The organism is Pseudarthrobacter sp. PvP004 (genome assembly GCF_017876035.1).
GTDB lineage: Bacteria > Actinomycetota > Actinomycetes > Actinomycetales > Micrococcaceae > Arthrobacter > Arthrobacter aurescens_A.
This window is the reverse complement of sequence record NZ_JAGINL010000001.1, coordinates 1,551,231-1,573,120: the sequence shown is the minus strand read 5'-3', so window position 1 is coordinate 1,573,120 and position 21,890 is coordinate 1,551,231. Positions and strand designations below refer to the sequence as shown.

Here is a 21,890-nt window from a genome sequence, read left to right as displayed (position 1 = left end):
CAGAGAGGCCCTGAGCGTGCCGCCTACCATTAACGCGATCATTCACAAAAGCTCGCTCAACCTGCGCTGTGTGGTGCCGGATGCGGCTGATCCCGCCCTGGAAGCATCCGTCTCCTGGGTGCACAGCTCTGATTTGGATGACCCCACGCCTTTCCTGGATCCCGGGCAATTGCTGCTGACGGACGGAACTCAGTTTCCCGTCAGCCACTCCACTGATTCCCAGTACAGCGAGTACGTGCAGCGACTCGTCAACCACGGGATCAGCGGGCTGGGTTTCGCCACCCAGGTGATTCATGGAGTCCTGCCACGGGGCCTGAAGGACGCCTGCAGCCACCATGGGTTGCCTTTGCTGGAGGTCCCTGACCGGACTCCCTTCATTGCGATCATCCGCTTCGTGGCCGACTGGCTCGCCAGGGAACAACACGCCCGCTCCGAGTGGTCCCTCCAGGCACAGCGCGCCATCGCGCGGGCCGCCCTCAGACCTGACGGGCTGCGATCGATTCTGGCCGAACTGGAGCGCCAGCTCCATGGCTGGGTGGCGTTGTTCGACGCTGCCGGGAACCACATCCTGATGCCTAATAATCGTCCGGTTCCGTCGGCGTTGATGCCGGGCGTGACGGAGGCAGTCACCAAGGCGCTGGATCAAGGATCACGCTCGGTATTGCAGTTGATGGTCGACGGCGAACAGGTCACCTTGCAGACTTTGGGGCGCCGCCACTACCTGCGGGGTGTTCTTGTGCTCGGTGCAATTGAACCCTTGGACCCTGCTCGCACGGACATCATCAACAGCGTGATCGCGTTGGCCAGCCTTGCCTTGGAGCAGACCCGCACCTTGGACACGGCCCGCCGACACCTGCGAGCCGGCGTTTTCGAGCAGTTGTTGGCGGGCAGCCTCGACGTTGCAGAACGGACCGCACGTCAGGTCTGGGGAAGGCTGCCGGCAGAGCCCTTGGTGGTGACGGTTGCGCATCAGCCAGGACAAGGGCAGAACCTTCTGGAAGCCCTTGAACTGTTGTCGGACGATCACCGCGGGGCGGTCTTCTATGCACAACGGGACCAGAACGTGGTTGTCCTGGCGGGATCGGCCCTGCAGGACAAGGTCGCCGGCCTGCTGGAAAAGTACGGGGCTACTGCCGGGGCCTCCGGTAAGACGACTTTCGCAAGTCTGGCCCAGGGCTTGAGAGAGGGGGAGCGATCCCTTCAACGGGCGCTTGAGTTGTCGCGCCCTTTGGTGGTCTTTGACCAGATTTCGGAAGGCGGCATGCTGGGTTTGCTGCGTCGGGATGAGGCCGGTTCCGTGGCGCAACGACTCATCGACCCCCTTGCCAAGCACGATGAAACAGAACAGACACAGTTGCTTCCAACCGTGATTGCTTGGTTGGAAAACAACTGCGTCTGGGACAAGACGGCGCGCCAACTGGGCGTCCATAGGCACACGCTCCGGAACAGGATCGACGCTGCGGGCACCGTCCTGGGACTCAACCTCGACAGCCTGCGCGACCGGCTGGAACTGTTCGCCGCCGTCGAGTTTCTGGAAAAGCGTTAGCCTCAAACGGGCGGAAGGTGAGAGAGCGTCTGGCAGGACAGACGCTCTCTCACATCCCGGCCCTAAAACACAGGCGCTCTCTCACATCCCGTTAGTTCTGGGGGAAACCCAGGTTGATGCCGCCGTGGCTGGGGTCGAGCCAGCGTGAGGTGATGGCCTTTTCACGGGTAAAGAACTGGAAGCCTTGCAGGCCGTAGGCCTTGGAGCTGCCGAAGATGGAGTCCTTGAAACCGCCGAAAGAGTAGTAGGCCACCGGCACAGGAATCGGCACGTTGATGCCCACCATGCCCACCTCGACCTCGGTCTGGAAGCGGCGGGCGGCGCCGCCGTCGTTGGTGAAAATCGCAGTGCCGTTGCCGAAAGCGCCGGAGTTGATCAGGTGCAGGCCCTCTTCGTAGCTCTTGACGCGGACCACCGCCAGAACGGGACCGAAGATCTCCTCGGTGTAGACGCGGGAGGTGACGGGGACCTCGTCGATCAAGGTCGGGCCGAGCCAGAAGCCGTTCTCGTCGCCATCGACGGTGACGCCGCGGCCGTCCACCACAACCTTGGCGCCGTCCTCGATGGCGACGTCGATGTAGGCGGCCACTTTGTCGCGGTGCTGGCGGGTGACCAGCGGGCCCATGTCGCAGTTGCGGCGTCCGTCGCCGGTCCGCAGCGTAGACATGCGTGCGGTGATCTTCTCGATCAGTGCGTCGGCAACCGGCTCGACAGCGACCACCACGCTGATGGCCATGCAGCGTTCGCCGGCGGATCCGAAGCCGGCGTTGATGGCCGCGTCGGCGGTCAGCTCGAGGTCGGCGTCGGGCAGGACCAGCATGTGGTTCTTTGCGCCGCCCAAGGCCTGGACGCGCTTGCCATTGCGGGCAGCGGTCTCGTAGATGTACTGGGCGATCGGGGTGGAGCCGACGAAGGAAATCGCCTTCACGTCGGGGTGTTCCAGAAGACCATCGACGGCTTCCTTGTCGCCGTGGAGAACGTTGAAGACGCCATCCGGGAGTCCCGCCTCGGTGAACAGGGCAGCGAGCCAGTTGGCCGCCGTCGGGTCCTTTTCGCTCGGCTTCAACACCACGGTGTTGCCGGCGGCGATGGCGATCGGCAGGAACCACAGCGGAACCATGGCCGGGAAGTTGAACGGGCTGATAATGCCCACCACGCCCAGCGGCGACTTGGTGGAGTAAACGTCGACGCCGGAGGAGACATTCTCTGAATGCTCACCCTTGATGAGGTGCGGGAAGCCGGTAGCCAGCTCCACGACTTCCTGGCCGCGGGTGATTTCGCCGAGGGCATCGGAGACCACCTTGCCGTGCTCGGAAGTGATGATCTGGGCGAGTTCGCCCTTGCGCTCGTTGAGGAGTTCCCGAAAGCGGAAGATGATTTGCTGGCGCTTGGTGATGGACAGGTCACGCCAGGCAGGGAACGCCTTGTGGGCCGAGGCGATGGCTGACTCGGTGTCCTCGGTGTTGCCAAGGTTGACCAGCTTGGTCTCCCTGCCGAGGGCGGGGTCGAAGACCGGGGCGGTGCGGTCGCCGGACGACGGTGACTCGGCGCCACCGATCCAGTGCGGGACCACCTGGAGTTCGTTGATTTCAGACAATGCGTTCTCTTTTCTGCCGACGGGATCGATGTGTGAAGCATCTGGATCCACAGTAGGCAGCGCTCTCGGGAAAGACGCATATACAAGTGGTTACCTTGTAAGCCTAGATAGACATATGTATATCGCCGTCGCTACTGCGCACCTTTGTTGCCCCTAACAATCACAGGAAGGCATGGGGGCGGAATACGCCCGGGCGTCATAGTCGGTGCGGACGCACACTTTCCGCCACCTTTCCAGGGGTGGTTCGATTATTTGAAGGTGAGTCCCAGCAGGGCGTTTTCGGTCACCTCGGGCAGGGCGGGGTGGATCCAGTATTGCTTGGCGGCGAACTGGCGGACGTCGAGGTCGAAGGCCAGGACGGTGATCATTTGTTGGACCAAGGTTGATGCTTGGGGGCCCATGTAGTGGGCGCCGAGGAGTTTGCCGGTGTCTTGGTCGGCAATGAGTTTGCAGATGCTGGTGGTGTCTTCCATGGCCCAGCCGTAGGCGACGTCCCCGTAGCTCTGGACCTTGGTGGTCACGTTATGCCCGCGTTCGCGGGCTTGGGATTCCGTCATACCGACGGTGGCGATCTGGGGATGGGTGAAAATGGCTGCGGGGACGTGGTCGTGTGGCATTTTCTGCATGTTGTCCGGGTTGAGCAGGTTGTGGCGCACGGCGCGCATCTCGGCGTTGGCGACGTGTTTGAGCATGTACGGCGAGGAGACGTCACCGAGGGCCCAGACACCTGCAGCTGAGGTTGACCGGCCGTACTCGTCCACCTTGATGCGTCCGGCGCCTATCGTCTCGATCCCGCCGGAGGGCAGGTCCAATAGGTCCCCGTTAGGGATGCGCCCGGTGGCCACCAGCAGTACCTCCCCGGTGGCGGAGGAACCGTCGTCGAGCGTGACGGTGATGCCCCGGTCTGTCTGCTCAGCGCTGGTGGTGGTCCGTCCGGACCGGATATCGAAACGTTTGGCGGCCAGGTTGTTGAACGGGTCAAGCAGGTCCTCGTCGAGGTGCCGCAGGAGCGTGGAACGGGCGATGATGGTGACGTCCGTGCCAAGGGCGTCGAAGACGTGGGCGAACTCCATGGCGATGTAGCCGCCGCCGATGATGACCAAGGATTTAGGCAGCTGCGGGAGCCGCATGATGTCCTCGTTGGTGTGGTACCGTACGCCCGAGGCGGAGATGACGTCGGGTACGGCAGGCCTGGAGCCTGCGGCGATGACGATCCGGTCACCGGAGATGGTTCTCTGCTGGCTTCCCTGGCCGGTGCGTAAGGTGCGTTCTCCGACGAAGACCGCGTGCTGGTCGTAGACGTCGATGTTCGGAGTCCGTGGGCCGCGACGGTATTCTTCACCGGCGGCGGAGTCGGGGTCGATGCGGTCCTCGAAGATACGGCTGACAATGCCCGGCCAGTCTACGGAGTTGACCTCGGCGTGGAGGCCCAGCCGACCGGACTCGACGGTCTGCAGGGCGGTATCGGCGGTGTAGACGTACATTTTCGACGGGATGCAGCCAGCGTTCAGGCAGGTGCCACCGAAGGACCCTTCCTCGATGATCGCGATCGACTGGTCTTCGAACTCGGGACCAGGAATGGAGTTCCCGGAGCCGGTGCCGATGATGATCAGGTCGTAGTGCCGATCCACGGTGGTCTTGCCGGCAGTGGTGTGCATGGAAGTGGTCCTCACTCTGGGGTCTTCTCCACCCTACTGAACAGCACCTGAACGAGACGGGAGATATCGGCTAGGTGCGTGTGGCCGACTGCGTCGCGGCTGCCCTCATTCCGCCTCGCGATATGCCTTCACTCTCTGTGCTGATGCTTACGTGCCTGTCCGGTTCGTAGGCGCTGACCTGGAAGTGAGATCCGTTCGAGCCGGCCATTTGGCAGCCCCTGTGGAGTGGTAAACCTCAAAAGGGGCTGCTGCGCTCAAGACATTATTTATCTTTGACCAGCCAATCTCTTAGAACAGCGGCCAAGGCACCGCCGACATCTCACCGCTCGGAGCCGGGAATCGCCCTGCCAAGCGCAACCGGGCGCAGCGCGTGCCGAGCGATGCGATTTCTTCGGCGCTCAGCAAGTCCGCCAGTTCTCGGCCAAGTCCGTGGTGCAATCCTTCGCTGACACGGTCGATTCCGTCGCATTCCTCGGCGGTCAGGGCGTCTCCGAGCCATCCCCATAGCACCGTGCGCAGCTTGTGGTCAGTGTGGAAGGTGAGCCCATGGTCAACGCCATGCCGGTGTCCGTCGGTCATGGCTAGGATGTGGTTGCCCTTTCGATCAGCGTTGTTGACCACCAGGTCGAACACCGCCATGCGCCTGAGGGCTGGTGAGTCTTCGTGAACGAGGGCCACCCTCTGTCCATTCTCATCGTGTCCCTCGAGGACTTGCTTCCAGCCTGTCTCCGGCAGGTTCTCCGTCGGGACCAGGTCCACGGCGGCTTGGACGGGGTCGTGCTCCCGCCAGAGTTGGACCATTCCGTCGCCCAAGGGCCCGTCGCGCAACCATGTGCGTGGCACGATGTCCCAGCCCAAGACCTGCGAGACCAGATAGGCGGCCACTTCACGGTGGGCGAGAGTGCCGTCGGGAAAATCCCACAGCGGGCTTTCGCCTGCTATCGGCTTGTAGACGACAGGTACGTCGCCGATGCTGCCCAGAAATGTAGCGTTTGAGGCGGTTGTGATGCGGCCGGTCAGCGTTAGCTCGGCAGTCAATAAGTCAGGCGCAGGCATCAGGCCTCGGGAAGGGTGCAGGTGTGTCCGTCGGCATCAATGGGGTAACCGCACAGCGAGCAGGTGGGACGCCCGGCACCCACGATCTCACGGGTGCGCTTGGCGAAAGCCCGTGCGGTGCCCACCGGCATTCGCACCAGCAGCATCATGTCCAGTTCGTCGGCGCCTTCTTCGAGGGGGTCGTCGTTGTCATCAGTATCTACATCGGCGAGGGGATAAGCCTCGAGGACAACCTGGGCCGTAGTTGGGTCCCAACCCAGACTCATGGCGCCGGTGCGGAACTGCTCCTGAGGGGCCTCGATGGGGTCGTTGTCGACGAGTTCAATGGGAGTACTCGTGGGAACGCTGAAGGGGTTGCCGTCGACGGTGATGAGCTGATCGAGCATTTCGTCGATCTTCTCCGCGAGCAGAGCCGATTGCTGCTTTTCGAGGGCAACACTCACGATCTGTGCCCCTGCGCGGACCTGCAGGTAGAACGTGCGCTCTCCTGGAAGGCCAATGGTGCCGATGACTACCCGATCAGGCCAGGCAAATTCGTGAACGCGTGTGGGCATGTCATTATCTTAGGCACACGTGGTTCACGCCGTCTTCTGCCCCGCACCGCCTCCCACGGGCGCGTCGCCGGAACGGATACCGTTTGACAGCCACTCGAGGTCACCCGCTTCGGTATTGGTCGCGTAGACGCTCGGCCTACTAGCGCTGTAGTTGATGATTGATGCGGAGGCCGGGCTCACGTTGAGACGCTGGAACAGGTCGAGGTGCATACCGAGCGCGTCGGCAAGGATTGACTTGATGACGTCGCCGTGACTGACGGCTACCCACACGGCGCCTGGCCCGAACTCGGCTTCGAAGGCTGCATCGTGGCGTCGAATCGCTGCCACCGACCGAGCCTGCATCGCGGCCATGGATTCACCGCCAGGAAAGACGACGGCGGACGGTTGCGATTGGACCACAGGCCACAAATCCTCGGTCGCAAGTTCACTGAGCTTGCGCCCCTGCCACTGACCGTAATCGCACTCGTTCAGGTCGGGATCGACCGGCGCGAACGGCGTGCCGGCCTGGCGATCGAGGATAATGCTGGCGGTCTGCCGACACCGCTCGAGAGGGCTCGACACCACAGCGACTACGGGCACAGCCGCGAGCCGGTCTCCGGTAAGAGCAGCTTGGTCGCGCCCGGTTTGGTCCAGACTGACGCCAAGTGCCCGCCCGGCCAGCAGCCCGGTGGCATTGGCTGTGGTGCGGCCGTGCCGCACGAGAATAACTGTCGCCATCCACCCAGCCTAACCACCGTTCGCTCATGGTGCAGGACAACGAGGACTACAGTGGATGTATGGCTGCCAGCCGCAATCCGCTCGATGACCTGCGCGAAACCATCGGTCATCTGGCCAATCAGCTCAAGCTGCCCGGTTCGGAGCGCGTCGACGACCTGGTGGGCGATCTCATCGGTGCCAGGCCCGGCCCTGCCCGGCCGCTGTCCGAGGTGCAGGCCGAACTCGATGCCCTGGTGGGACTGGAGACCGTGAAGGAACAAGTGCGCGCCCTCGTCGCACTTCTTCAGGTCCAGGCCCGCCGTAAGACGCACGGCCTTCCGGAGGTGGCCACATCACAGCATCTGGTGTTCCTCGGAAACCCGGGCACTGGCAAGACGACCGTGGCACGGCTCCTGGCCGAGATGTACCGCGCGGTGGGTTTGCTGCAGAAAGGACACCTTGTGGAGGTGGACCGTTCCGGCCTGGTGGGGCAGTACGTCGGTGCGACCGCCATCAAGACGGACCGGGTGATCCGGCGGGCGCTGGATGGTGTCCTGTTCATCGATGAGGCCTACGCGTTGGCCCCGGAAGACGGCCGCATGGATTTCGGCCCCGAGGCGATCGAGGTCCTGCTCAAGCGGATGGAGGACCACCGCCACCGTCTGGTGGTGATCGTGGCAGGATACCCGCGGCTGATGGAGTCCTTCTTGCTATCCAACCCCGGGCTGCGCTCCCGGTTCGCCCGGGAGATCACGTTCCCCGACTACTCCGTCGACGCACTCCAGACGATTTTCCATCAGATGCTGGCCCAACATGAGTACACGCTGGAGCCTGATGCGGACCAGATGCTGCGCCGCATCCTCGCCGGGCTCCATGCAGGCGAGGACTCCGGCAACGCACGGTTCGCCCGTACGCTGTTCGAACAGGCGCTCAACCGCCAGGCGCTGCGGCTCTCGCTCGACGGTGAACAAAGTCTCGACGCACTTGATCGCGAGGCCCTCATGAAGCTCACCGCGGACGACATCGTCGGGGCCGCTCTGGCCTTGGGTGAGGAACCGGAGCCGGAACCGACGCCGGAACCGGAGCCGTCACGCTGGTGGCGCTGGTTGGCCTGACGGGATCCGTGGCGACACCCAAATTTTCAAGGGCGTGGTACTAGCCGGCGTCACCGCGGGGGCAGTTCGCTGCCACGGTGACGCCGGTTCGGGTAGAGGTTTCTCCGAACGCGCTAAACGATCGGGGCGGGTGGTTGTTCTCCGCTCAACACTGCAAGTGTGTTGTCGGCTGCGAGCATGGCCATGGCGGTGCGTGTCTCCACCGTGGCCGAGCCGAGGTGGGGAAGAAGCGCAACATTGTCCAGCTCCAGTAGCCCGGGATGGACACGGGGTTCCTGCTCGTAGACGTCGAGCCCGGCTCCGGCGATTGCACCCTCTCGAAGCGCGGATGCCAGTGCGTCTTCGTCAACGATCGGTCCGCGGGCGGTGTTGACGAGGAACGCCGAATTCTTCATGGCCGCGAGTTGCCCGGCCCCGATCAGGTGATGAGTGGCGGGACCATAGGGGCAGTGCAACGACACGACGTCGGACAAGGTCAGCAGCTCGTCGAGATCGACACGTCGTGCGTCCAGTTCGGCGGCGATCTGAGGGTCGATCTCGCTGCGGGATTGGTAGACGATGTCCATGCCGAAGGCTTTGGCCCTGCGCGCGGTTGCTTGCCCGATGCCGCCCATGCCCACGACGCCGAGTGTCTTGCCCTGCAGGCTGGACCCGAGCAGGAAGAACATGCCCCACTTCCAAGCCTGGCCGGAGCGGATGAGCCGTTCACCCTCGCCGAGTCGTCGGGTTGCCATGAGGACGAGGCCGAACGCGATGTCGGCTGTGGCCTCGGTGAGCACGCCGGGCGTGTTGGTGGCCACGACGCCCCGTTCAGTGCAGGCGGGCACGTCGATGTTGTCATAGCCGACGGCGACGTTCGCCACGACTTTGAGCTGCGGTCCGGCGGCGTCGAGCAGCTCGGCATCGACGCGCTCGGTGAGCAGGGACACGATCGCATCGGCACCGGCTACGCGGCGCAGGAGTTCTTCGCGGGAAATGGTCTCGGGACCATCCCAGGCATCGACGTCGTGTTCGGCGCGGAGCTTTTCAATGGCAGCATCGGGAATGCGTCCCGTGACGACAACCCGGCTCATGCCGTCGCGATCCAGTCGCGCAGGCGGCCAAGGCCGTCGCGGATGTCCGCGACGTCGATGCCTGAGTAGGCGAGCCGGATGTACTGCCGCTCCTCGCCAGGTTGGCGGCGCCCGAAGTGCTCACGAGTGCAGAAGGAGACGCCGGTTTTGTAGAGTGCGTCGCTGGCGAAGTCTCCGACTGCCGTGTAGCCCATCTTTTCCATGGCGGCGGTGACATCGGGGAACAGATAAAACGTGGATTGTGGCACAGCGACGTGCATACCGGGGATGGCGTTCACGAGCTCGCATGCAGCATCCCGGCGTTCACGCAGAATGTCGAGCATCTGTTGGACCGGTTCCTGGGTGCCGCGGAGTGCTTCGATTCCGGCCCACTGTACGTAGTGGGTGGTGCAGGATTCGTCGTTGGTGTTGAGGGTGCTGAGTACTTTGGCGATCTCGAGTGGCGCAACGGCGCAGCCGAGGCGTGAGCCGGTCATGGCGAACTTCTTGCTGAAGGTGTAGAGGATGACGGTGCGCTCTGCCATGCCTGGAAGGGACGCGATCGAGCTGGAGACACCCTCGTAGCGGGTCTCGAAATAGGCCTCGTCGGAGAGCACCCAGAGGTCGTGCTCCTGCGCGATTTGGGCGATGGCTTCACGTTCGGCGGCAGTCGACTCGGCTGAGATGGGATTCTGCAGGTCGTTGTAGATGATTGCGGCCGTGTTCGGTGTTATGGACGCGCGCACCTGGTCGAGGTCAATGGAGAAGCCTTGGCTGGTGGGGAGGTAGCGGTAGGGCACCGCGGTGCCTCCGAGGTATTCGATTTGTGACTCGTAGATCGGGAATCCAGGGTTCGGGTAGAGCACTTCCTGTCCGGGGTTCATGACTGCCTGCAGGAACTTGGTGATGACGGGCTTGCCTCCGGTCATGACCACGACGTTGTCGGGGGACAGGCTGATGCCCCGACGTGAGCCTATATCCTCGGCGAGGGCTTCGCGCAGCTGTGGGATGCCGGGCCCGGGGCAGTAGCCTGTGTGGCCGTCAGCGATGGCCTTGCTCATTGCCTCGACGATATGCGGGGCGGTGGGGATGTTGATATCGCCGAGATGGAAGGGGTAAACCAGATTCCCCTTGGCCTTCCATGAGGCCGCAGCTTGGGCGACGCTAAAGGCGGTTTCGGTGCCGAGCCGTTCGAGTCGTTGCGCGAGATGCTGCATGCTATTTACTCCTCGTTGAGTCTGATACATCAGTAGACATCTAATACGTAACTAATATATCAAAGGCTCATGTGAGCTGGCCAACATAGCTCGCCGAAACGTCGGGCCCTGCTTCTACCGAGGCTTGGACGACGAAAGTCGGCTGATTCCCCGTAGTGCCGCAGTCGCCAGTGGACGTCCAGCCAACAGGGCGCTTGACTTCCATGAACGAACAACCCTGATGACGCTTGTACTGAATAGCCCTCGGCTACGCCAGTACTGCGCCAGTGCCCATGTTGACCGGATGGTGTGCACTGCGAGGACGACCGTAAAGAGTGAGATGACCAGGCCCGCCGCTGAGGCGGCTACGATCATCACCCCTGTCATGTGCACCAAAAAGACGGCAGAGATCACAACAGTGTGTGTGTCCAGAAGTTCCATATTCGTTTCTTGAGATGTGGCTTAGCGGGTTGGCTTGGATTTTGCTGGCCGGTGGCCCGCGATTGCGGCGCGGACATCGCCCTCTTCGTGGCCCTCATGCTTCTTCCCAAACGGCAGCACCTTGAGCAGCGGGTGCAGGATGACCATGATGACCAGACCCCAGACGGCTCCGAGAATCGCTGAGCACAACGTGTTCACCAGCCACGCAAGGAAGCCGCCCGCCACCGGGATCCCGGCGAAGGGCGTCTCGAGTACATGAACCAGGTCATAAGGGGCGTGCCAGCCGAGATCGTACGCTCCCTGCAACATGATGTGACCGCCAACCCACAGCATGGCGATGGTCCCGATAAGCGTGATCGCCGCCAGTACGGCTGGCATCCCCTTCACGAGCAGCCGGCCAAAGCGCTGGGAGCCCGAGGAGGCCTTGGTGGTCAGGTGCAAGCCGATATCGTCCATCTTGACGATGAGTCCGACGGCGCCATACACGACAACCGTGATGATGAACGCTACGACCACCAGAATGAGTGCCCGGACCCATAGGGACTCATCCGCTACCTCGTTCATGGCGATGACCATGATCTCGCAGGACAGGATGAAGTCAGTGGTGATGGCACCCTTGGTGACCTTGGCTTCCGCTTCAGGACCGCGTTGGACCGCCGGCGCCTTCTCGGTGGCGGAATGGCCGCGGAGCTTGTGCCAGACCTTTTCGGCGCCCTCATAGCAGAGGTAGGTGCCGCCCAGCATGAGGATGAATGGAATTACTCCCGGGATGAAGGCGCTGACAAGCAGCAGCGCCGGGAGGATGATCAGTAGCTTGTTTCGCAGAGAGCCCCAGAAGATCCGCTTGATCATAGGCAGTTCCCGTGACGGGTCCGCCCCGGACACGTACTGCGGAGTGACAGCGGCGTCGTCGATGACCACACCGGCGGCTTTGGCCCCGGCCTTGGCAGCTCCCGCGGCAATGTCGTCCACGGAGGCAGCCGCTATGCGGGCCAGGGCTGCGACGTCGTCCAGCAGCGCAACGAGACCGCCGCTCACAGAGCCACCCCGTCCTGCTCAAGGGCGGGCGGCTGTAGGTGAACTCGTGGATCGAGGCGCGTAATTGGCATGTTCGGAGTATACGATGACCGACAAAACCGTAGATGTACGTGACGCGCGGAAAAGGAACGGCCCCTACGAGTGGGGGCCGTTCCTTACCGGTGCCGGAAGCCTAGTGCTCGGCTTCTGCGGCGTGCTTCTTGGCGGTCTTTTCGGCGTCCTTCTCAGCGCGCAGCGCCTCCGCCTCGTGCTGTTCCTCGGCCTTTTCCTGGTGAATGACTTGGGCGAAGAGCTTTTCCATTTCCTTCGCTACGCCTGCAGCCGAGGCAGGATTTTGGCCGGTGACCAGTCGGTCGTCCACCGCCACTTTCTCTTCAAAGACGCCTGCAGTGACGTGACGCGCTCCCTGCTCCTCCAAGCGGTCTGCAAGGAAGAACGGGATGACCTTGTCCTTGCGGGCGGCCACTTCCTCCTCGTTGGTGAATGCGGCGACGTCCCGACCCTGCACCAGACGGAACCCGTTCTCCAATTCCACGTTCAGCAGTCCAGCCGGACCGTGGCAGACTGCGCCCACCAAGCCGCCGGCGTCGTAGACGCTGGCTACCAGGCGCTGTAATCCTTCGCTGTCAGGGAAGTCCCACATGGTGCCGTGCCCTCCAACGAGGTAGACGGCATCGTATTGCCCGGGATCTATGACGTCGACCCGAGCGGTGTTGTAGAGCCCGGCGCGCGTGGTCTCATCCGTCGTGAAGGCGACCTGGATGGGATCGTCGGTATCTACTTCGTCGCTGGGAGGCTGGCCGCCCTTGATGGAGGCAAAATCGACGAAATGACCTGAATCTTTGAAAACTTTCCAGGGATGTGCAGCTTCGGCCACGTTGTAGCCGGTCTTCTCGCCCGTATCGCCGAGCTCGGACACGCTGGTCAGTACCATGAGGATTTTCTTCATGAAATGCTCCTTTCGTCCAACGTCCACACTACGCCCCACCCGTTTCAGGCCCTCAGGCAGGCTGGAGGACCGAAGCCCCTCGCTTCCGCGAACCACGCGAGCTGATTGAACCCACTGACCGGAATTGCTGAATGGCTCAGCTTTGCCAAGTTCGTCAGCATGCGCACCTATGCTTGGCTCATGTCTACTGATGAAGAGAAGGACCCGCCTGTACCTGCTGACGTTGAAGGCAAGATCCCGAAAAAGGTTCACGACGCCCCGGACCGAGAATCAAAGGAAGCCTCTGCCGACGAACCCCGCGAAACGTAGCCGGCAGGGCCCGTTCCGTCTCTTCCGGGTCTTCTTCACGTGCCGTTCCCAGCTTGTTGACACATGCTAAGTAACGCGGGTAACCTAGGTCACATGCCCAGCAGGTAACGCGCGTTACCAACAGCGTTCCCTGCCGAGCTGCCGGACAAAGAGGGTCTGGCACCACACTCTGATCAATCAAGAGCACCCGGAGCATTCAATGGCGAAAACCACCCCCGGCGAGACCGTACCCGTACGGCAGCGGGGAGTCACCATGAAGGACGTCGCCAAACATGCCGGCGTTTCCCGGACTGCAGTCTCGTTTGTGCTGAGCAATCGCGAAAATGCCAGCATTTCCGAGGAAACCCGCACTCGGATCAATGAGGCCGTGCAGGAATTGGGTTACCGCCCCAATGCCGGTGCACGTGCGCTGGCATCCCAGCGAAGCGATTGGTACGGGATCGTGACAGAGATCGTCACTGCACCGTTCGCCGTCGACATCATCAAAGGTGCCCAGGACCAAGCCTGGCTTGACCACCGGTTCCTGCTCATCGCGCCCTCCGACCAGGCCGATGCTGTAGGACCCAACCAGGGCCTGGAAGATGCTGCAACTGAAAAGCTGCTGGAACAACGAGTGGAAGGACTTCTCTACGCAGCTACTTTTCACCGGGGCGTCCACGTCCCGGCGAGCGCCAATGAAGTACCCACCGTGTTGATCAACTGCTTCGATGCAAACGGTAAGCTTCCCTCGATCGTCCCTGACGAGCGTGGGGGAGGCAGGATCGCTGTCGAGCGGCTGCTCCAAGCCGGCCACACCCGGATTGGAGTCATCAACCTCGACCCGGTTATTCCTGCGGCAGTAGGGCGGTTGGAAGGTGCACGCGAAGCACTTGCCGTCGCCGGACTGGAGCTGGACCCCGAACTGGTGGTGTCCGGTTATGCAACGGCCGACGGCGGCTATGAAGCCGCATGCCGGATCCTGGACCGCTATCCACGACAGGACGGGCCAACGGCACTTTTCTGCCTCAATGACCGCATGGCGATGGGTGCTTATGACGCCATTAAGGAACGGGGCCTGACCATCCCCGGAGACATCGCCGTGATCGGCTTCGACAACCAGGAACTCATTGCGGCCTATTTGCGGCCAAAATTAACCACGGTTGCGTTGCCATTCGAAAAAATGGGCGCCCTGGGTGTCCAAACGCTCGCCGCTCTTACAGCAGGACAGCCGATCCTTGCCGACCAGCAATTGGTCGACTGTCCGCTGCTAGAACGCTCTTCGGTCTGACCGCGAAATCAACGTCGAAGAGCAACCCTTACCCACCCCTTCACCTTGCTGATGAAGATAGGAAAGAGATAACCATCATGACACAACCCCGATACTTCCGGGCTGCCCGGATGACGGCGGCAAGCCTTGCAGTGGGCGCGATGCTGCTCACCGGCTGCACGGCCAATGTCACCAAGACAAGCACGTCCGACGCCGGAGCGAACGCCAGCGCGTTCCTCACCATCCCGCGTGAGGACATGGGCACGTTCGTGCAGAACTTCAACCCGTTCGCCCCCACGGTAAACCCGATGGTTCAGCAGTCCATCTACGAATCCCTCCTGATCTTCAACCCGGCCAAGGGAGACACGGTGCCATGGCTCGCCACCGAATGGAAGGCAGCCGAGGATGGCAAGTCGGTCACCTTCACTCTTCGGGATGGTGTGAAATGGTCCGACGGGCAGCCGTTCGTGGCTGACGATGTTGCCTACACGTTCGAACTTCAAAAGAAGATCAAGGGCGGCTTCGAGTACCTGGACACCGTCACCGCCGAGGGCAATAAGGTCACGTTCAACTTCAACAAGCCGTGGTCACCGGCCCTTTACGACGTCGGCCACATCACCATCCTGCCCAAGCACATCTGGTCCGCTTTGCCGGACCCGGAAAAGGACGCAAACGCCAAACCGGTGGGTACTGGACCCTACACCGAGGTGGACAGCTTCCAGGCCCAGTCCTTCGTACTGACCAAGAACCCCAACTACTGGCAGCCGGACAAGCAGAAAATCGCCGGCATCAAGATGCTCGCTTTTGCAGGAAACGACGGCGCCAACCTCGCCGCCGCGAATGGCGACGTTGACTGGGCTCCGCAGTACATCCCGAACATCGAAAAGACCTTCGTTTCCAAGGATAAGGAACACCGTCAATACTGGTTCCCGGCTACGGGTGCCATGATCAACTGGCAGCTCAACACCACCAAGGCGCCGTTCAATGAGGTTGATGTCCGTAAAGCACTGAGCATGGCCGTGGACCGCGAGCAAGTCACCAAGATCGGCATGAGCGGTTACGCCAAGCCTGCGGACTGCACCGGGCTCTCCGGCAACTACGAGACCTGGAAGAACGCCGCGGTCAAGGACAACTGCACATGGACCAACCGTGACGTGCAGACCGCCAACGAGCTTTTGGACAAGGCGGGATACCCCAAGGGCGCCGACGGGAAGCGCACACTCAAGGATGGCAAGCCCTTCGAGTTCAAGATCTCCGTGGGCGCCACTTCCTCTGATTGGCTGTCCGTTGCCAACGTGATCGCGCAGAACCTGGCCGAGGTGGGCGTAACCGCCAAGGTGGAATCCCCGGACTGGGCTGCTGTTGTTGCAGGCTACGAGACAGGTGACTTCGACTCCGGCATCGTCTGGAGCGCCAACGACCCCAGCCCGTACAAGTACTTCAACACCTCCATGGGCACCGCCACGGTGAAGCCCGTGGGCACCAAGACGTTTGATAACTACCACCGCTTCGGCGACACGAAGGCGGATGCCCTGCTGGCCGACTTCGCTGCGGAGGCCGACGAGTCCAAGCAAAAGGACATCGCCAACAAGCTGCAGGAAGAATACAACGACGTCGCACCGCTGGTGCCGCTGTTCTCCGGCCCTGAATGGGGTGCCTTCAATGACACCCGCTTTACCGGTTGGCCCACCGAGGCCAACCCTTACGCCACGCTGTCGGTCCGGTCACCTACCACGGTGCTTGTTCTGACCACGTTGGAACCGCGCAAGTAGCGTAGCCGGCCGCAACCGGCGGCCAGCCCTTACACTGCACGCCCGGCGGCGCCCTCGCGTCGTCGAAGGATACTCCCGCCGGGCGTGCCCCCAAACTTTCCGCAATTCCCGAATGGAGGGAAACCGTGCGCTTCATCCTGCGCCGCCTGGGTTTCTACCTGATCGCCTTCTGGGCATCCATCACCCTGAATTTCCTGCTCCCGCGATTCATGCCCGGTGACCCCGTGTCCCGGATGTTTGCCCGCTCCCAGGACCGAATGCAGCCCGAACAAATCGAGGCCCTGCGCAAGCTGCTGGGTGTTGACGATCGGCCCATTTGGGAGCAATACATCGACTACATGCACAATATCTTCACCGGGCAAATGGGTGTTTCCATCTCCCGTTTCCCCACCCCCGTCACCGAAGTCATCTCGGCCCAAATCGGCTGGACACTCCTGCTGGGCGGAACCGCACTGGTGGTGGCCGCCGTCGTGGGTAACCTGCTGGGCATCCTCGCCGCTTGGCGCCGTGGCGGCGCGATCGACTCCGCGCTCCCGCCGCTGCTGGTGTTCATTGGTTCATTCCCCTACTTCTGGCTTGCCATGGGTGCGCTGTATCTGTTCGGTGTGGTGCTGGGTTGGTTCCCGATCCGGCATGCGTTCACCGACGGTTTGGAGCCGGCGTTCACGTGGGAGTTCATCGGCGACGTCGGTGCCCACCTCGTGCTGCCGGCGCTGACGATCGTGCTGGTTTCCATCGGAGGTTGGATGCTGGGCATGCGAAACACCATGATCGCCACGAATTCCGAGGACTACATCACCATGGCCGAAGCAAAGGGACTCCGCCCCGGCCGCATCATGCTCCGCTACGCGGCACGCAATGCCATGCTCCCGTCGGTAACGAGCTTCGGCATGGGCCTCGGATTCGTGGTGGGCGGTGCGCTGCTCACGGAGGTGGTGTTCGCCTACCCCGGCGTCGGTTACCAACTCCTCAACGCCGTCCAAGGCCTTGACTATCCGCTCATGCAGGGCCTGTTCCTGACCATCACCGCTGCTGTGCTGCTGGCCAACTTCCTGGTGGACATCCTGTACGTCCGCCTCGACCCGCGCGTGCGCAGCAACTAGAGGATCGATCATGACAACCGCACTTCTGAAGCAGCCAACTCCAACACCGGCTGTCCGCAAGCCCAACCGCAGCTTTATCCACGGCTTAATCAGCAACAAGAAAGCGCTGACAGGTATGGCCGTAATGGTCGTCTTCATTGCACTGGCCTTGCTGGCACCGGTGCTGTTTCCGGGCGATCCTTCGAGGATCACGGCGATGGCCTCCCTGGAGCCTTCAACCGAGCACTGGTTGGGTACCACCGCCAAAGGACAGGATGTGCTCGCGCTGACCGTCCACGGTTCCCGCAGCTCACTGTTCGTGGGGCTGACCGTGGGCTTGGCGTCCACCTTCATCGGCATCCTCGTGGGCCTTGCCTCCGCGTACTTTGGAAAATTCATTGACGAAGCACTGTCCTTGGTCACCAATGTTTTCCTGCTTCTGCCTGGCCTGCCATTGCTGGTCATCCTGGCCGCCTTCCTTCCACCGGGCCTGGGCACAGTGATCCTGGTTCTTGTGGTCACCGGGTGGGCCGGGTCAGCCCGCGTCCTGCGCTCACAAGCACTATCCATCCGCTCCAAAGACTTTGTGGCCGCGGCCGTAGTGTCCGGCGAACGGGCAGGCCGCATCATGTTCCGCGAGATCCTGCCCAACATGGCCTCGATCGTCATGGGCACCCTGCTGGCCTGCGTGATCTATGGCATCGGCGCCCAAGCGGGCCTGGAATTCCTTGGCCTGGGCGATGTCAGCACGGTCTCCTGGGGCAACAACCTCTTCTGGGCCGGCAACGAAGGAGCACTGCTCACCGGCAGTTGGTGGGTGTTCGTACCCTCAGGCGTCTGCATTGCGCTGGTCGCGTTCGCCCTTGCCCTGATCAACTACGCCGTGGACGAGGTCACCAATCCGCGGCTGCGAAAGATCAAGACGCCCAAAACAACACCCACGAAAGCCGAAACGAGCGCCGCCAAATGACCATCTCCCAAGTTTCCTTCGGCTCCCGCCAACCCGTCCTGGACGTCAAGGACCTCACCGTCAAGTACATCGGCGACACCCGCTCAACCACCGCCGTCGATCGTGTTTCCTTCGGCATCGGCACCGGTGAGGTGTTCGGCCTCGCGGGGGAGTCCGGCTGTGGCAAGTCCACCATCGCCAACTCGATCATGAGGCTCCTGAAGGATCCCGCCAAGATCGCCGGTGGCAGCATTTCCTTCGGCGGCAAGGACGTCCTCGCCATGAGCCCGGAAGAACTGCGCCGCTTCCGCTGGCAGGACGTGGCCATGGTGTTCCAATCGGCCATGAACTCCCTCAATCCGGTGCTGACCATTGGCGAACAGATCGTGGACATCTTCACCACGCACGCCGGCTACTCCCGCAAGGAATCACTCCGGCGTGCTGGTGAGCTGCTGGAACTTGTGAGGATCGATCCTGCCCGGCTCAAGTCCCATCCGCACGAGCTCTCGGGAGGCATGCGTCAACGTGCCGTCATTGCCATGGCCGTGGCGCTCAAGCCGTCACTCTTGATCCTGGACGAACCCACCACCGCACTGGACGTGGTGGTGCAGCAGGAAATCATGGCGCAAATCAAGGACCTCCAGCGCGAACTCGGCTTCGCCGTCCTCTTCATCACGCACGACATGTCCCTCATGGTGGAGCTTTCACACCGCATGGCCGTGATGTACGGCGGCCGCATCGTGGAGACCGCCAAGGCCCAGGATGTGTACGCCAACCCCCGCCACCCCTACACTCAGGCGCTCATGGGCGCGTTTCCACCGCTCACCGGTCCCCGCGTTCCGCTGACAGGCCTGCCCGACGGCGTGAAGTTCCGGAACATCCCGGACCTCACCGAGGTGGTGCCGGGCCATTTTGTGGCTCCGTTTGGTGCCGACGCTTCGGTGATTGATTCAGCAAACCTGGAAGGAGCTGTACGATGAGCCACTCCCTGATGACCCCCTCGGCTGTGTCCAAAACCGGTACACCTGCCCTGGAGATTCGCGGCCTGGGTAAGTCGTTCCCTGTCGGCGGGCTGTTCTCCCGCGATTCGGTCCGTGCACTGCACGGCGTCGACCTGACCATTGGCCGGGGCGAAATCGTAGCCCTCGTGGGAGAGTCCGGTTCCGGCAAAAGCACCTTGGCCCGCTGCGTCGCCAGGCTCGAGAAGCCGAGCTCCGGTGCGATCCTCATTGACGGCGTCCACGTCCTCAAACGCGACCGCTTCCAAGCGTCACGGGCGTTTCGATCCCAGCTGCAGATGGTGTTCCAGGACCCCTTCGGCTCCTTGAACCCGGCCCACAGGATCGAGCATTTCCTGCGGCGTTCCTTGGCCATCCACGGCAAGGGCGGCGGTTCCGAGGAGCAGTCCCAGCGGAGGCTCGAAGAACTCATGACCACCGTTGGCCTGGACGCCGACATGTTGAACTCTTATCCGCACGAGCTCTCCGGCGGTCAACGCCAACGCGTTGCGATCGCCCGGGCCCTGGCCGTTGAACCGCAGGTCATCCTGGCCGACGAGCCTACCTCCATGCTGGACGTTTCCGTCCGGATCGGCGTACTGAACCTCATGCGCAAGCTCCGCGACGAGCAAGGCATCTCCATGCTGTACATCACGCACGACCTCGCGTCCGCCCGATACCTGGCGGACCGGACGGCGGTCATGTTCGCCGGTGAGGTGGTGGAGGAAGGCGAATCCCTGGACTTGTTGGCCAACCCCGCTCACCCCTACACGCAACTCCTGGTCTCGGCCGTCCCGGATCCGGCCAGGGCAGGCTCCTACGATCCCGTCCGCAGGGCCGAATTGCGGACGGCGGTCATGGCGTCGACGCACTGCGCATTCGACGGCGATCAGAACCAGGCCTGTTCGGCCGAAGAATCCGTCCGCCATCAGGTGGGGGACCCTGCAAACCGTCACTGGGTGCGATGCCACCTGTATCGGCCGTGGGCTGCTGCCGGTGGCCATGCCCTGGCGAGTGAACCACTCCAACCCCGTCACCCGGCGTCGACCGCTCAAGAAGAGGCTTCCGCATGACTGAACTGACCCACCCGCTTGCCACCGTTCCGCAGGATGAGTTGGTGGCCCGCGCCGAAGCCGACCCCCTCCGCCCGCGATTCCACTTCGTATCACCGGCCGGTTGGCTCAACGATCCCAACGGCGTGAGTCATTGGAACGGAACCTACCACCTGTTCTACCAGTACAACCCGGAGGGTGCTTTCCACCACCGCATCCAGTGGGGCCACGCCACCAGCACCGATCTCGTCACCTGGACAGACCAGCCCGTTGCCTTGGAACCGTCCGCGGGACCTGACGCCGACGGCTGCTGGTCGGGGGTGTTGGTGAACGACGGCGGTACGCCCACCTTGGTGTATTCGGGCCGGTTTGAGGGCAGGGAACTGCCCTGTGTCGCAGTAGGTTCCGATGACTTGCTGAGTTGGACCAAGGACCCCGGAAATCCGGTGATTGCCGCACCTCCGGTTGGAGTCGAGACCACCGCTTACCGCGACCATTGTGTATGGCGCGAAGGAACCGTGTGGCGGCAGTTGGTGGGGTCAGGGATCCGCCACCGCGGTGGCACGGCTTTCTTGTACGAGTCTGCTGATCTTCGCTCCTGGAACTACATTGGACCATTGTTCATCGGTGATGCTTCGCAGGGGGATCCCGCGGACACCGACTGGACCGGAACCATGTGGGAATGCGTTGACCTGTTTCGGGCAGGACATGGATCGCTGGGGTCTGCACCCGGTGACGACTCGCCGGACGTGCTGGTCTTCTCCGCATGGGACGACGGCGAAACCCGCCACCCGTTGTACTGGACCGGCCGCTACTCCGAAGATGCATTCGAACCCGAGGGGCTCCACCGGTTGGACTATGGAGGCCGCTTTTTCTACGCACCGCAGTCATTCCTGGACGAGTCCGGGCGGCGTGTGATGTTCGGCTGGATGCAAGAAGGCCGAAGTGATGCGGCGATGGTGGAAGCCGGCTGGTCCGGCGTCATGAGCCTGCCGCGTGTCACAACATTGGCGAAAGACGGAACCCTGGAGTTCGCACCTGTTCCCGAAATAGAAAAGCTGCGCAGAAATCACGTTAGCGTTCCAGCCCAGGTACTCGTAGGCGCCGGAACGCCCATGGATACCGGCGTGTCAGGCAAGCAGCTTGACCTGGAACTGGACGTGCAGCTCGCTCCCGGTGCCGAGCTCCGACTCGGAGTGCTTAGCTCCCAGGATGGGGCTGAGGAGACAGCGATCGTGCTGAGCCGGACCGCCGACGTAACCCTCGCTGGCACACTCCGCCTGGACCGCACCCGCAGCAGCCTTGACCCTGGCGTCGATGTGGAGGACAAGTCCGGCACCCTACCGATGACCGACGGTCGCGTTCGACTGCGCGTCCTGGTGGACCGGTCCGCCGTCGAAATTTTCGCCAACGGTAAGCCGCTCACAGCCCGCGTCTATCCGACCCTGGGCGGTGAGCGCATGACCCTGGCCGCCACTGAAGGCTCCGTGCGGCTCCTCTCATTCGATGCATGGACCATGGCCGGGGTCTTTGAAGAGACCCGTAGCCTCTTGCCGGAACGAAAGTGAATCCCATGGAACAATC

19 protein-coding genes are annotated in these 21,890 nt (G+C 62.5%); 10 read left to right on the top strand and 9 right to left on the bottom strand.

What is annotated here, in order from left to right:
- Window positions 1–16: 16 nt before the first annotated feature.
- Window positions 17–1,546, top strand: coding sequence for a PucR family transcriptional regulator (locus J3A64_RS07155; protein WP_210063915.1), 1,530 nt, complete (start codon window positions 17–19; stop codon window positions 1,544–1,546).
- Between the two features lie 91 nt (window positions 1,547–1,637).
- Here J3A64_RS07155 and J3A64_RS07150 read toward each other — a convergent pair whose 3' ends face one another.
- The 5 genes from J3A64_RS07150 to J3A64_RS07130 form a co-directional block, all read right to left on the bottom strand.
- Window positions 1,638–3,143, bottom strand: coding sequence for a CoA-acylating methylmalonate-semialdehyde dehydrogenase (locus tag J3A64_RS07150; protein ID WP_043470180.1), 1,506 nt, complete (start codon window positions 3,141–3,143; stop codon window positions 1,638–1,640).
- A gap of 248 nt (window positions 3,144–3,391) precedes the next feature.
- Window positions 3,392–4,801 (bottom strand): mycothione reductase, encoded by a 1,410-nt coding sequence (mtr, locus tag J3A64_RS07145; protein WP_210063914.1) that lies wholly within the window; start codon window positions 4,799–4,801, stop codon window positions 3,392–3,394.
- Between the two features lie 288 nt (window positions 4,802–5,089).
- Entirely contained in the window at window positions 5,090–5,857 is a 768-nt protein-coding gene (locus J3A64_RS07140; protein WP_043470182.1) for an SCO1664 family protein, read from the bottom strand.
- Window positions 5,857–6,411: a DUF3090 domain-containing protein gene (locus J3A64_RS07135; RefSeq protein WP_011774634.1), complete on the bottom strand. Its 555-nt coding sequence runs from the start codon at window positions 6,409–6,411 to the stop codon at window positions 5,857–5,859. Before J3A64_RS07135 ends, J3A64_RS07140 begins: the two co-directional genes overlap by 1 nt.
- Window positions 6,412–6,435: 24 nt before the next feature.
- On the bottom strand, window positions 6,436–7,128 hold the full coding sequence (locus tag J3A64_RS07130) for a histidine phosphatase family protein (protein WP_210063913.1): 693 nt from the start codon (window positions 7,126–7,128) through the stop codon (window positions 6,436–6,438).
- A 59-nt stretch (window positions 7,129–7,187) separates the two neighbouring features.
- Between J3A64_RS07130 and J3A64_RS07125 the strand changes: the two genes are divergently transcribed.
- A complete protein-coding gene (locus J3A64_RS07125; protein WP_043470188.1) occupies window positions 7,188–8,222 on the top strand; it encodes an AAA family ATPase in 1,035 nt (344 codons plus the stop codon).
- Between the two features lie 113 nt (window positions 8,223–8,335).
- On the opposite strand, the gene J3A64_RS07120 is transcribed toward J3A64_RS07125, so the two are convergent.
- From J3A64_RS07120 to J3A64_RS07105, 4 genes are all read right to left on the bottom strand, one after another.
- Window positions 8,336–9,295 (bottom strand): D-glycerate dehydrogenase, encoded by a 960-nt coding sequence (locus tag J3A64_RS07120; RefSeq protein WP_210063912.1) that lies wholly within the window; start codon window positions 9,293–9,295, stop codon window positions 8,336–8,338.
- Window positions 9,292–10,491 carry a pyridoxal phosphate-dependent aminotransferase gene (locus J3A64_RS07115; RefSeq protein ID WP_014921745.1) on the bottom strand — a complete coding sequence of 400 codons (1,200 nt, stop codon included), beginning with the start codon at window positions 10,489–10,491 and terminating at the stop codon, window positions 9,292–9,294. The genes J3A64_RS07120 and J3A64_RS07115 overlap by 4 nt, the downstream gene beginning before the upstream one ends.
- A gap of 441 nt (window positions 10,492–10,932) precedes the next feature.
- Window positions 10,933–11,949, bottom strand: a complete 1,017-nt coding sequence (locus J3A64_RS07110) for a DUF808 domain-containing protein (RefSeq protein WP_210063911.1) — start codon at window positions 11,947–11,949, stop codon at window positions 10,933–10,935.
- A gap of 172 nt (window positions 11,950–12,121) precedes the next feature.
- Window positions 12,122–12,898 (bottom strand): type 1 glutamine amidotransferase domain-containing protein, encoded by a 777-nt coding sequence (locus tag J3A64_RS07105; protein WP_210063910.1) that lies wholly within the window; start codon window positions 12,896–12,898, stop codon window positions 12,122–12,124.
- A gap of 180 nt (window positions 12,899–13,078) precedes the next feature.
- On the opposite strand from J3A64_RS07105, the gene J3A64_RS23635 reads away from it, so the two are divergent.
- The 8 genes from J3A64_RS23635 to J3A64_RS07070 all read left to right on the top strand — a co-directional run bounded on the left by J3A64_RS23635 (window position 13,079) and on the right by J3A64_RS07070 (window position 21,874).
- Window positions 13,079–13,207 carry a hypothetical protein gene (locus J3A64_RS23635; RefSeq protein WP_286140368.1) on the top strand — a complete coding sequence of 43 codons (129 nt, stop codon included), beginning with the start codon at window positions 13,079–13,081 and terminating at the stop codon, window positions 13,205–13,207.
- Window positions 13,208–13,406: 199 nt separating this feature from the next.
- The gene (locus J3A64_RS07100) at window positions 13,407–14,474 is read left to right on the top strand and encodes a LacI family DNA-binding transcriptional regulator (RefSeq protein ID WP_210063909.1); all 1,068 of its coding nucleotides are present in this window, start codon (window positions 13,407–13,409) and stop codon (window positions 14,472–14,474) included.
- Window positions 14,475–14,551: 77 nt separating this feature from the next.
- Window positions 14,552–16,225 (top strand): ABC transporter substrate-binding protein, encoded by a 1,674-nt coding sequence (locus J3A64_RS07095; protein WP_210063908.1) that lies wholly within the window; start codon window positions 14,552–14,554, stop codon window positions 16,223–16,225.
- Between the two features lie 125 nt (window positions 16,226–16,350).
- The gene (locus J3A64_RS07090) at window positions 16,351–17,328 is read left to right on the top strand and encodes an ABC transporter permease (protein ID WP_011774643.1); all 978 of its coding nucleotides are present in this window, start codon (window positions 16,351–16,353) and stop codon (window positions 17,326–17,328) included.
- Between the two features lie 10 nt (window positions 17,329–17,338).
- A complete protein-coding gene (locus J3A64_RS07085) occupies window positions 17,339–18,277 on the top strand; it encodes an ABC transporter permease (RefSeq protein WP_014921751.1) in 939 nt (312 codons plus the stop codon).
- Entirely contained in the window at window positions 18,274–19,236 is a 963-nt protein-coding gene (locus J3A64_RS07080; protein ID WP_210063907.1) for an ABC transporter ATP-binding protein, read from the top strand. Before J3A64_RS07085 ends, J3A64_RS07080 begins: the two co-directional genes overlap by 4 nt.
- Window positions 19,233–20,327, top strand: coding sequence for an ABC transporter ATP-binding protein (locus J3A64_RS07075; protein ID WP_210063906.1), 1,095 nt, complete (start codon window positions 19,233–19,235; stop codon window positions 20,325–20,327). The genes J3A64_RS07080 and J3A64_RS07075 overlap by 4 nt, the downstream gene beginning before the upstream one ends.
- Window positions 20,324–21,874: a glycoside hydrolase family 32 protein gene (locus J3A64_RS07070; RefSeq protein ID WP_210063905.1), complete on the top strand. Its 1,551-nt coding sequence runs from the start codon at window positions 20,324–20,326 to the stop codon at window positions 21,872–21,874. The genes J3A64_RS07075 and J3A64_RS07070 overlap by 4 nt, the downstream gene beginning before the upstream one ends.
- The last annotated feature ends 16 nt before the right edge of the window (window positions 21,875–21,890 follow it).

Coding starts and splice junctions, on each gene's coding strand:
- mtr (WP_210063914.1), bottom strand. CDS start 4,801: ATGCACACCACTGCCGGCAAGACCACCGTGGATCGGCACTACGACCTG.
- J3A64_RS07140 (WP_043470182.1), bottom strand. CDS start 5,857: ATGCCTGCGCCTGACTTATTGACTGCCGAGCTAACGCTGACCGGCCGC.
- J3A64_RS07135 (WP_011774634.1), bottom strand. CDS start 6,411: ATGCCCACACGCGTTCACGAATTTGCCTGGCCTGATCGGGTAGTCATC.
- J3A64_RS07130 (WP_210063913.1), bottom strand. CDS start 7,128: ATGGCGACAGTTATTCTCGTGCGGCACGGCCGCACCACAGCCAATGCC.
- J3A64_RS07125 (WP_043470188.1), top strand. CDS start 7,188: ATGGCTGCCAGCCGCAATCCGCTCGATGACCTGCGCGAAACCATCGGT.
- J3A64_RS07120 (WP_210063912.1), bottom strand. CDS start 9,295: ATGAGCCGGGTTGTCGTCACGGGACGCATTCCCGATGCTGCCATTGAA.
- J3A64_RS07115 (WP_014921745.1), bottom strand. CDS start 10,491: ATGCAGCATCTCGCGCAACGACTCGAACGGCTCGGCACCGAAACCGCC.
- J3A64_RS07105 (WP_210063910.1), bottom strand. CDS start 12,898: ATGAAGAAAATCCTCATGGTACTGACCAGCGTGTCCGAGCTCGGCGAT.
- J3A64_RS23635 (WP_286140368.1), top strand. CDS start 13,079: ATGTCTACTGATGAAGAGAAGGACCCGCCTGTACCTGCTGACGTTGAA.
- J3A64_RS07100 (WP_210063909.1), top strand. CDS start 13,407: ATGGCGAAAACCACCCCCGGCGAGACCGTACCCGTACGGCAGCGGGGA.
- J3A64_RS07095 (WP_210063908.1), top strand. CDS start 14,552: ATGACACAACCCCGATACTTCCGGGCTGCCCGGATGACGGCGGCAAGC.
- J3A64_RS07085 (WP_014921751.1), top strand. CDS start 17,339: ATGACAACCGCACTTCTGAAGCAGCCAACTCCAACACCGGCTGTCCGC.
- J3A64_RS07080 (WP_210063907.1), top strand. CDS start 18,274: ATGACCATCTCCCAAGTTTCCTTCGGCTCCCGCCAACCCGTCCTGGAC.
- J3A64_RS07075 (WP_210063906.1), top strand. CDS start 19,233: ATGAGCCACTCCCTGATGACCCCCTCGGCTGTGTCCAAAACCGGTACA.
- J3A64_RS07070 (WP_210063905.1), top strand. CDS start 20,324: ATGACTGAACTGACCCACCCGCTTGCCACCGTTCCGCAGGATGAGTTG.